This window comes from Micromonospora sp. NPDC049580, from assembly GCF_040675595.1.
GTDB lineage: Bacteria > Actinomycetota > Actinomycetes > Mycobacteriales > Micromonosporaceae > Micromonospora.
Map to the genome: position 1 here is coordinate 1 of NZ_JBFAPG010000209.1, position 10,145 is coordinate 10,145.

Consider the following 10,145-nt stretch of genomic DNA (forward strand, 5'->3'; position numbering starts at 1 on the left):
GGGGGGGGGGGGGCGCGGGGGGGGGGGGGGGGGGGGGGGGGGGGGGGGGGGGGGGGGGGGGGGGGCGGGCCCGGCGGTGTGGGCCCACGGCCGCCGGCCGGCGCGCTCAGGTGCCGGCCCCGCCAGAGGTAGACGCCGGCGGCCAGCGTGGCCACCCCGACCAGCAGGAACAAAGCCCGGTAGTCCAGGACGCCGACCAGCAGGGCACCGGCGCCGATGGAGAGCGCCTGCGGGCCGCTGACCAGCGCCTGGGTGGCCGCCGCGACCCGTCCGACCAGCCCGGGCGGCGTACGTCGCTGGATCAGCGTGTGCAGGCCCACCATCGTCAACGGCAGCGAGACGCCGGCCAGCAGCACCGCCACGATCCCGAGCCGCAGATCGGGGTAGGCGAGCGCGAGCGCGGCCGGCGAGAAGAAGGCCACCCCGGCGGCCAGCGTGCCGATCTCACCGAGTCGGCGGACCAGCGCCGGTGAGCAGAGCCCACCGAACAGCCCGCCGACGCCCTGCACCATGACCAGCACGCCCACGAAGGCGGCGTCCCGATCCAACCCCTGGTCGACGTAGGCGAAGATGAGCGATTCGCTGAAACCCATCACCAGCGATCCGAGCCCGTAGCCGAGCAGGGCCCGGCGCAGCGCCGGCTCACCGGTCAGATGCCGCAGGCCGGCGCCCAGCTCGGCGGGCCACCGCAGCCGCACGGTCGGCGGCGTCAGCACCGGGCTCGGCACCGCGGTCACCACCGCGGCCGCGGTCACGAAGCCGACCATGCCGATCCCGGCCAGCGCCCACCCGCCGAGCGCCGCGTAGAGCGCCGCGCCGGCCAGCGGGCCGACCAGCCGCAGCCCCTGGCGTACGGTCTGCAGCACGCCGTTCGCCTCCGCGAGCAGCTCCACCGGCACCAACTGCCGGATCAACCCGCTGAGCGCCGCGCCGAGCGTGATGGACGACAGGCCGTAGAGGGCCGCCACCAGGTAGACGAGCCAGACGTCGCCCGCGTCGCGGACGGTGAACAACGGAGCGAGCAGCAGCGCGGTGACCACGTTCGCGGTCACGAAGAAGGGCCGGCGCGGGTACCGGTCGACGAACCAACCGACCAGCGGCGCCAACGTCATCGGGGCGATGACGGCGAAGATGATGCCGCCGGCGAGCCCGTTGGAGCCGGTCAGGTCCTTGACCCAGATGGCGAGCGCGAGCAGCAGGATCGACTCGGCGGTCATGCTGGCCAGCAGGCCGCCGAACAGCAGGCGGAAGTCGGGTCGGCGCAGGACGGTGCGCATGGGTTCCCTCCGGCGGGATGGCGTGCCCGGCTGGGCGGTCGACGGGGCTGGGACCCGGGGTCCGTCGTCGTCCGGCGTATCCGTGGTCCATTTTTCGACAAGACACGCCCCCGCCGGAACCTCCGACGCCGGTCGCGCCGTCCATACTGACCGTGGGGGGCGAATTTCATACAGTTACCGTCGCGTCTGCGGCGGTCGACGGGAAAGAGGACACTGTGCCTCCTGCCGCACCCAGCCCGATCATGCGTCGCCGACGGTTGGGCATCGAACTGCGCAGCCTGCGCGAAGCCGCGGGCCTCACCGGTGACCAGGTTATCGAACGGATCGGTTGGGCGTCCGCGTCCAAACTGTCCCGCATGGAGAACGGCCGCAGCCGACCGGACCCGCAGGATGTCGGCGTTCTGCTCGACCTCTACGGGGCCGACACCGCGTCGCGCGAGGAGTTGCTCGCGATCGCCGGTGAGGCCGGCGACATGCGCGGCTGGTTGAAGAACTTTCCGGTGATGACGCAGCAGCAGCGCAGTTGGGCCGAGCTGGAGGCGGGCTGCGCGGAGATCTCCGAGTACAACCCGGTTCTGGTGCCGGGTCTGCTGCAGACCGCCGGGTACGCGAAGGTCCGGATCGTCTCGGCCCGCCAGGTGAGCGAGGGCGCCGGCGAACCGGAGCCGACCGACGAGCCGGAGACCGAGGTGCAGGCCCGGTTGGCCCGCCAGTTGCTGCTGACCCGCGAGCCGCACGCGCCGAGCTACACCGCAGTGCTGGAGGAGGCGGCCCTCGGCCGCCGGGCCGGCCCGCCCGAGGTGCTGCACGAGCAGCTGCACCAGCTGTGCGAGCTTGCCCTGCTGCCCAACGTGACTCTGCACCTGCTTCTGCGGGACACCCAGATCGGCGATTGGTACCTTCCGCCGACCGCCTTCTCCCTCTATCGGTTCGCCGATCCGCTCGATCCGGAGACATTGGCCATCGAAGGGGGGTTCACCGACGTCATGTCGACCGAGGCAATCACGCTAAATCGCTATAAAGTGGTGTTCGAGTGGCTATGCACGGCGGCACTAGACGCCTCGGACACCCTCTCCTGGCTGATCGAGGCGACGGGACGGCTGACCGGGGCGACGCCCCCATCCACAGTGGCGTTCGGGCCGGCAACGGCGCCGACCCAACGCCGCCGGGCCTCGGGGCGACTGACGGATCGGTGATCCACGGGGGACCCTCCGTCGGGGCGTGCGGCACCACTCGTCCCATCGGATCGGTTCACATCAGGAGCAGAGCCATGAACGACATCCACAACACGCCGTCCGTCTCCGCCAGCTCGTTGGCGGACGCCCCGTGGCGTACCAGCACCCGCAGCCAGACCTCCAACTGCGTGGAGGTCGCCCCCCTGGGCACCGGCCCGTCGGCTGTCGCGCTCCGCGACAGCAAGGACCGGGGCGGCCCGGTGCTGCTGTTCAACCGGGCCGGGTGGCTCGGCTTCATCGCCGGGGCGAAGACGGGCCAGTTCGACCTGAACTGATCCTCCTGACCGGGGCGGGGCCGTTGGCATGGTGCCGGCGGCCCCGTCGCCATGTTCGGCGGCAACCCCGCTGACCAGGCATCCGCCGATCGGACGAGGCTCGGAAACAATAGGCGCGTTTCACTTGCTGGGACGAACACGGGGCGTAACATGACCCACGAGAACGTGGAACTTCCACACTGGCTCATTCGTCGCGGTTCATCCGGAGACCCTTATGCGGTTCCTGATCGTTCGCACCGACATCCGCACCGTCGCCGACGGGGACATCGCCGCCGCCTGGGCGGACGGCCACCGCCTCCGCGACGAGACGACCACGCCGGAACCGCGCCGGCAGACCGTGCACGCCGAGGACCGGGACGCCGCGTTGCTGCTGGCCCGGGCCCTGTCGACGGTCGGCGCGGTGCGAGCCGGCAAGCAACGGGTCAAGGTCCTGCCACTCGGCGAGCCGCTGCCCGTCTTCCGGCGCAGACCCGGCCGCACCGGCACCTGACCCCAGACGTCCGTCGTGGTCGGCTCGGCTCCCCCGCCGCGTCCATCGCTCCCACCGACCACGACGGCCCGTGTTCCCGGCCCGTGACCGCCGCGGCAACGGCGGCCACGGGCCGGGACCGTGCTCAGTGGTCGGCGTCCACCCAGCCGTCCAGCCAGCGATGGATGAGGAACAACGCGATCGACGACGGCGGCGGCAGGATCAGCCGAGCCCCGTCCCCCACGTCCACGGCCCTTCCCGCACACGCGGCCCCGATCTCCTCGCGGCTGAACCACCTGGCGTACGCGATCTCGGACGGGTCGACCTGCACCGGATCCGCCGGGTCGGCGGTGGCCAGGAAGCCCAGCATCAGCGAGCCCGGGAACGGCCAGGCCTGGCTGCCGACGTACCTGATCCGCTCGACGGAGATGCCCACCTCCTCGCGGACCTCGCGCAGCACGGCGGCCTCCGCGGACTCCCCCGGCTCGACGTATCCGGCCAGGCAGGAGTAGCGCCGACCACCCGGCGTGCCCGGCCAGCCGGCGTTGTTGCCGAGCAGGCAGCGCCCCTCGGGACCGTCGACGCCGTCGTGCACCAGCACGATCATCGCCGGGTCGGTACGCGGCCAGATCCGCGCACCGTTGCGATCCACCCGAGACCAGCCGGCCTCGTCCATCACGGTCGGCGCGCCGGTCGCCGTCGAGTAGCCGTGCCGGGTGTGCCAGTTGAGCAGCGCGAGCGCCGTGGTGAAGATGCCGGCCTCCCGATCCCCGAGCAGGTGGCCCACCTCCCGCAGGTTGACCGCCCGGGTGCCCGGCACCGTCGGCAGCGGCGTGTCGAGCGCGAAGACCGGCACCCCGTCCGGCTCGACACCGAGGAACATCGCCGTCGACTCGGCGCCGGCCGGCACGTCGGCCGCGCCGAACAGCACCAGCGCGGGGGGCGACACGTCGGTACGGGCGAGCGTCCGCCCGTCGTTGGTCGAGTCGAGCAGCAGGATCCGGCCGCGCAGCCACGCCTCGGTCAGCCACTGCGCGTCGCCCCGCCGATGCGCGGCGCGATCCAGGGTGGACCGCGCGAGCGGCGGCGCCGTCTCCCCGCTCACGTCAACGCTCCGCCGCTGGCGGACACCCGGACCGGGCCGTGGCGGTGCCTCATGGCTGCACCGGTTCGGTGTGGACCGGCGTCAGCGCGGCCAGCCCGGGGGTGATCCGTTCGGCGTCGCCGAGCACGACCACCGCCGCCCGGGCGGGCGCGAGGTAGTGGGCGGCAGCACGCGCCACGTCGTCGACGGTCGCCTGCGCCAGGCGGGCCGCGTACTCCGCGAGGAACTCCAGCCGCAGCCCGTTCCCGGCGTACGCGCTGGTCAGCGCGGCCAGACCGGCCTGGGTGGACATGCCGAGCTGGAGGGTGCCCAGGGCGTACTGGCGGGCCTGCTCCAGCTCCTCCGGCTTCGGCGGCAGCGACGCCAGCCGGCCCAGCTCGTACGTGGTCTCCAGCAGCGCCGGGCCGGTGACCTCGGTGGCCACCTCGGCGCCGGCGACCAGAACCGACCCGGCCACCGAGTGCTCGATCACCGAGTGCGGGCCGTACGTGTAGCCCTTGTCCTCGCGGATGTTCTCCACCCAGCGGGACGAGAAGTAGCCCCCGAAGATCAGGTTGGCCAGTTGCAGCGGCGCGTGGTCGGGGTCGGTGCGCGGCACGGCGGGCAGCGCGACCCGCAGCGAGGACTGCACCGAGCCGGGTCGGTCGACAAGCAGCAGCGGCCCTGGCTCCAGCGGCGGGGTGGCCGGCAGGGTGGCCGTACGCCCGGCGCCGGCCCACCCACCGAGCGCCCGCTCGGCCGCGTCCAGGGCCTTCTCCGGCTGCACGTCGCCGACCACCACCAGCTGCGCCCCGGCGGGGTGCACCCGCTCGGCGTGCAGGCTGCGCAGGGCCGCCGGTCGGACGGCACGGATCTGGCCCGGCTCCGGGGTCTGCGTGGCGTACGGGTGTCGCCCGTAGATCCGCTTCAGCAGCGCCTCCCGGGCCAGGTGCGCCGGCTGGCTCTGGGCAACCTGGATCCGGTCGATCAGCCGGTCCCGCTCGGCGGCCACCTCGTCGCTGGGGTAGCTGGCGCCGGTCAGCACCTCGGCCAGCAGCTCCAGCATCCGGTCCAGGCCGGTGACCAGGCCGGCGCCGGAGAGCATCAGCCGGTCCGGGTCGACGCCCGCGGACAGCCCGCCGCCCACCTTCTGCAGCTCGGCGGCCAACTGCACGCTGGTCATCGACTCGGTGCCGGAGAGCATGGTCTGCGAGAGCATCGCGCCGCGCGCGAGGTGGGCGCGGCCGAACGGTACCCAGAGCCGCAGCTCGACCAGGGGCACCGCCGGCCGGCGTACGGCGATCACGGTGAGCCCGTTGCGCAGCGTGCGCTCGGCCTGCTTGGGCACCTTGAGCTTGCGGGTGGGGCCGAGCGGGGGCAGCGTACGCGGCCCGGCGGTGGCGGTGGTGGTCATCGGGCACCTCCGGGGATGACCTCGACCGCGGCGCGGCGCTCCGGGCGCAGGGTGGCCGCGGCGGCCCGGACCTGCTCCTCGGTGACGTCGCCGACCAGTCGGGGCAGGTCGTTGAGCAGGCCCGGCTCGCCGCGTTGCTGTTCCAGGACCGCCATCCGCAGCGCCCGGCCGAGCACCGCGTCGGTGTCGCGCAGCAGGTGGGTGGCCATCCGGGCCTGGGTGCGGGCCAGCTCGCCGTCGGTCAGCCCGTCGGTGGCCAGCCGGTCCAGTTCCTCGTCGACGGTGCGCAGCACCTTGTCCACGTCGCCGCCCGGTGGCAGGTGCGCCTGGAGCAGCAGCGCGGTGGGGTCGCGGACGTCGAACGGGTCGCCCATGAAGCCGAGGTAGCCGCCGAGGCTGGTCACCGTGCGGTCGCGCTGGACCAGTCGTTCGACCAGCCGGGACGCGTCGCCGTCGGTGAGCACCTCGGCCAGCACCACGTACGGCAGGTAGTTGGCGAAGTCGCCGACCGGGTCGGGCACCCGCCACGCGCCGGCCACCGCCGGCAACGGCGCCAGGGCGTCGGTGTACGAGCTGCGTCGCTCGGCGGTCAGGTCGGGCTCGGTGAAGTCGGGCCGCCGCGGCGCGGGACGGGACGGGACGTCGCCGAAGTGCCGGGTGACCAGCTCGGTCGCCTCGGCCACGTCGATGTCGCCGCTGACGGCGAGCACCGCGTTGCCGCTGGCGTAGTAGCGGCGGAAGAAGTCGGCGGCGTCGGCGACGGTGGCCGACTCCAGGTCGTCGAACGAGCCGTAGCCGTCGTGCGCGTTCGGGAACGTGTCGAACATGACCGGGGGCAGGGTCAGCCAGGGAAAGCCGCCGTACGGCCGGCTGAGCACGTTGACCCGGATCTCCTCCTTGACCACGTCGACCTGGTTGCGCAGGTTCTCCTCGGTCAGCCGGGGCCCGCGCATCCGGTCCGCCTCCAGGAACAGCGCGCGCTCCAGCGCGTTGCTCGGCAGCGTCTCGAAGTAGTCGGTGTAGTCCAGGTGGGTGGAGCCGTTGAACGTGCCGCCGGCACCCTGCACGTGCCGGAAGTGGGCCAGTTTCTCCAGGTTCTCCGAGCCCTGGAACATCAGGTGCTCGAAGAGGTGGGCGAAGCCCGTACGCCCCTCCGGCTCGGAGCGGATGCCGACGTCGTAGACCACCGCCACCCCGATCACCGGGGCACTGCGATCGGGGGTCAGGACCACCCGCAGGCCGTTGTCGAGGGTGAACCGCTCGACCGGATACTTCGTCGCTGGAATTCTGGATCTCCGCGCCGCCACGGGATCGACCCTAGCGCGTCGGCATCCCCGCCACCGGCGACCTCCACGGAGCCACCGCCACCGGGTTGGCCAGCCGGGGCGGGACCTCGGCGCCGACCCGCTCGGCCTCCCCGCGGCGCGACCAGCCGGAGCGGACGAACCCGTCGACGTACGACAATCCGTGTCGCGCGATTGGCCTAGCAAGACGGTAGGAAATACCGACATAACTGAGACGCCCCTTCCCGGCATGTGGATGGGTCTTGACGCTGACCCCGGCCTGACCCACTCTTCCTACCAACTAAGTAGGAATACTGCGGATTGGATGGACGATGAGACGGCTCCCCCTGCGCCGGTTGGTCACCCTGACCACCCTCGCCGCCCTCGGCGCGGCGACCCTGGGCAGCACCGCCGCGTGCGGCGACGACAGCGAGGGCACGGGAGACAGTTCCGGCCCGGTGACCCTGCGGCTCGGCTACTTCCCCAACATCACCCACGCGCCGGCCGTCGTCGGCGTGGAGAAGGGCATCTTCGCCGAGAAGCTCGGTGCCGACGTCAAGCTCGAACCGAAGACCTTCAACGCCGGCCCGGCCGCCATCGAGGCCGTCTTCTCCGGCGCGCTGGACGCGACCTACATCGGCCCGAACCCCACCGTGAACGCGTTCTCCAAGTCCAAGGGCGAGGCCGTCCGGGTCGTCTCCGGCGCCGCCTCCGGAGGCGTGGCGCTTGTGGTCAAGCCGGGCATCAACGGCCCGCAGGACCTCAAGGGCAAGAAGGTCGCCACCCCGCAGCTCGGCAACACCCAGGACGTGGCGGTCCGCTACTGGCTCAAGCAGCAGGGGCTGACCACCACCAAGGAGGGTGGCGGCGACGTCAAGATCGTGCCGCAGGAGAACGCCCAGACGGTGGAGACCTTCAACAGCGGCGCGATCGACGCCGCCTGGGTGCCCGAGCCGTTCGTCTCCCGGCTGGTCAACGCCGGCGGCAAGGTGCTCGTCGACGAGCGCGACCTGTGGCCGGACAAGAAGTTCGTCATCACCAACCTGCTGGTCAGCACGAAGTTCCTCAAGGCACACCCGGACGTGGTGCAGAAGCTGGTCGACGGCCAGGTGGCCGCGAACGAGTTCGTCAACACCAAGCCGGACGAGGCCCAGCAGGCCATCTCCGACGCCATCGGCAAGATCACCGGCAAGCCGCTGGACCTCAAGCTGATCAAGCAGGCGTGGCCGACGTTGGAGTTCACCAACGACCCGATCCCCACCTCGCTCAAGGCCGGGCTCGACCACGCCGTCGAGGTCAAGCTGACCGATCCGGTGGACCTCAAGGGCCTGTACGACCTCACGTACCTCAACAAGGCGCTCAAGGCGCAGGGCAAGCCCGAGGTCGTCCAGCCATGACGTCGACCACGACGACGCCGCAGAGCGCGACCACCGCGGTCGCGCTCTCCGGCGTGACCAAGGTGTACGGACGCGGGTCGAGCGCCGTACTGGCCCTGGACGGGGTCTCCCTGGACGTGGCGCCGGGCGAGTTCGTCTGCCTCGTCGGCGCGTCCGGCTGCGGCAAGAGCACCCTGCTCAACCTGGTCGCCGGCCTGGACCGGCCCAGCGGCGGGCAGATCGGCATCGCCGGCGGCGCCAATCCGGGGCTGATGTTCCAGGAGCCGGCGCTCTTTCCCTGGCTGACGGTCGACGCCAACGTCGAGGTGCCGCTGAAGCTGCGCGGACTGCCCCGCGCCGAACGCCGCGAGCGGGTGGCCGACCTGCTGCGCACGGTGCACCTGGCCGAGTTTGGTCGCAAGCGGCCACACGAGCTGTCCGGCGGGATGCGGCAGCGGGTCGCGCTGGCCCGCACGCTGGCCCTGGACACGCCGGTGCTGCTGATGGACGAGCCGTTCGGCGCGCTGGACGCCATGACCCGCGACATCCTGCACGACGAGCTGGAACGGATCTGGTCCGAGCGCCGGCTCTCGGTGCTCTTCGTCACGCACAACGTCCGCGAGGCCGCCCGGCTGGCCGACCGGATCATCCTGCTCTCCAGCCGCCCCGGCCGGATCATCTACTCCACCGAGGTGGACATCCCACGGCCACGGCGGATCGACTCGCCCGAGGTCGCTGCGATCGCCGCCGAGGTCACCGAACGCCTCCGTACGGAGGTGGGCCGCCATGGCCAGTGACACCCTCACCAGCACGGCGCGCAGCGACGCGGAGATCTCCGGCCTGGACGCGCTGGAGATCGCCGGTCGGGATAAGGAGGTGTCCCGCGGCACCCGGCTCTGGGCGGCCACCTGGCCCAAGCTGGCCGCGCTGGCCATCGTCATCGTGGCCTGGCAGGTGGTGGTCTGGTCGGGCTGGAAGCCGCCGTACTCCCTGCCCGGCCCGCTGGTCGTCGGTCGCGAGCTGGTGACCCAGGCCCAGGGTCCGCAGCTCTGGGAGGGCCTGGCCACCACGCTGCGGCGGGCCGCCGTCGGCTATGTCTTCTCGGTCGCGGTCGGCCTGCTGCTGGGCCTGGCGGTGGCCCGCTCCACGGTGCTGCGGGCCGCCATCGGCTCGATGATCACCGCGTTGCAGACCATGCCGTCGATCGCCTGGTTCCCGCTGGCCATCCTGCTGTTCGAGCTGAGCGAGAAGGCGATCTTCTTCGTGGTGGTGCTCGGCGCCGCGCCGTCCATCGCCAACGGGGTGATCTCCGGTGTGGACTACGTGCCACCGCTGCTGCTGCGCGCCGGTCGCAACCTGGGCGCGCGGGGGCTCAACCTCTACCGGTACGTGATCGCGCCGGCCGCCCTGCCGGCGATCGTCGCGGGCCTCAAGCAGGGTTGGGCGTTCTCCTGGCGGAGTCTGATGGCCGGCGAGCTGATCGTCGTCGGCATCTCGCAGACCTCGCTGGGTGCCCAGCTCACCTACTCGCGGGAGCTGTCCGACGCGCCGTGGCTGCTCTCCACGATGATCGTCATCCTGGTGCTGGGCCTGGCCGTGGACGCGGCGTTCGGCGCGGCCGACAAGGCGATCCGCCGTCGCTGGGGCGTACTGGACCAGGCTGGTCAGTGACGTGTACGTCTCCGCGCGCAGCGACTACGCGCTCCGGGCGATGCTCGCCGTCACCGCCGCC

Annotated in this window: 10 protein-coding genes; 6 read left to right on the top strand and 4 right to left on the bottom strand. The window is 72.2% G+C overall.

What is annotated here, in order from left to right; genetic code table 11:
• Window positions 1-1,277, bottom strand: a 1,277-nt coding sequence (locus tag AB0J68_RS17990) for an MFS transporter (protein WP_363939474.1), incomplete at its 3' end; no start/stop codon positions are given.
• Window positions 1,278-1,492: 215 nt separating this feature from the next.
• Here AB0J68_RS17990 and AB0J68_RS17995 point away from each other — a divergent pair.
• From AB0J68_RS17995 to AB0J68_RS18005, 3 genes are all read left to right on the top strand, one after another.
• Entirely contained in the window at window positions 1,493-2,473 is a 981-nt protein-coding gene (locus AB0J68_RS17995; protein ID WP_354861536.1) for a helix-turn-helix transcriptional regulator, read from the top strand.
• A 74-nt stretch (window positions 2,474-2,547) separates the two neighbouring features.
• The gene (locus AB0J68_RS18000; RefSeq protein WP_354861535.1) at window positions 2,548-2,787 is read left to right on the top strand and encodes a DUF397 domain-containing protein; all 240 of its coding nucleotides are present in this window, start codon (window positions 2,548-2,550) and stop codon (window positions 2,785-2,787) included.
• 214 nt (window positions 2,788-3,001) lie between these two features.
• Window positions 3,002-3,277, top strand: a complete 276-nt coding sequence (locus AB0J68_RS18005; RefSeq protein WP_363939476.1) for a hypothetical protein — start codon at window positions 3,002-3,004, stop codon at window positions 3,275-3,277.
• 124 nt (window positions 3,278-3,401) lie between these two features.
• Here AB0J68_RS18005 and nudC read toward each other — a convergent pair whose 3' ends face one another.
• The 3 genes from nudC to AB0J68_RS18020 are packed head-to-tail and all read right to left on the bottom strand — an operon-like array spanning window position 3,402 to window position 7,061.
• Complete coding sequence (gene nudC / locus AB0J68_RS18010) at window positions 3,402-4,361, bottom strand: NAD(+) diphosphatase (RefSeq protein WP_355063705.1); 960 nt, start codon at window positions 4,359-4,361, stop codon at window positions 3,402-3,404.
• A 49-nt stretch (window positions 4,362-4,410) separates the two neighbouring features.
• Entirely contained in the window at window positions 4,411-5,754 is a 1,344-nt protein-coding gene (locus AB0J68_RS18015; RefSeq protein WP_354861530.1) for a pitrilysin family protein, read from the bottom strand.
• Window positions 5,751-7,061, bottom strand: a complete 1,311-nt coding sequence (locus AB0J68_RS18020) for a pitrilysin family protein (protein WP_363939478.1) — start codon at window positions 7,059-7,061, stop codon at window positions 5,751-5,753. Before AB0J68_RS18020 ends, AB0J68_RS18015 begins: the two co-directional genes overlap by 4 nt.
• 308 nt (window positions 7,062-7,369) lie before the next feature.
• Here AB0J68_RS18020 and AB0J68_RS18025 point away from each other — a divergent pair, with 308 nt between their 5' ends.
• Genes AB0J68_RS18025 through AB0J68_RS18035 form a run of 3 tightly spaced genes read left to right on the top strand, consistent with a single transcriptional unit; the run spans window position 7,370 to window position 10,084 of the window.
• The gene (locus AB0J68_RS18025) at window positions 7,370-8,434 is read left to right on the top strand and encodes an ABC transporter substrate-binding protein (protein WP_363939479.1); all 1,065 of its coding nucleotides are present in this window, start codon (window positions 7,370-7,372) and stop codon (window positions 8,432-8,434) included.
• Window positions 8,431-9,210, top strand: a complete 780-nt coding sequence (locus AB0J68_RS18030; protein WP_354861525.1) for an ABC transporter ATP-binding protein — start codon at window positions 8,431-8,433, stop codon at window positions 9,208-9,210. Before AB0J68_RS18025 ends, AB0J68_RS18030 begins: the two co-directional genes overlap by 4 nt.
• Window positions 9,200-10,084: an ABC transporter permease gene (locus tag AB0J68_RS18035; RefSeq protein WP_355063711.1), complete on the top strand. Its 885-nt coding sequence runs from the start codon at window positions 9,200-9,202 to the stop codon at window positions 10,082-10,084. Before AB0J68_RS18030 ends, AB0J68_RS18035 begins: the two co-directional genes overlap by 11 nt.
• Window positions 10,085-10,145 lie beyond the last annotated feature (61 nt).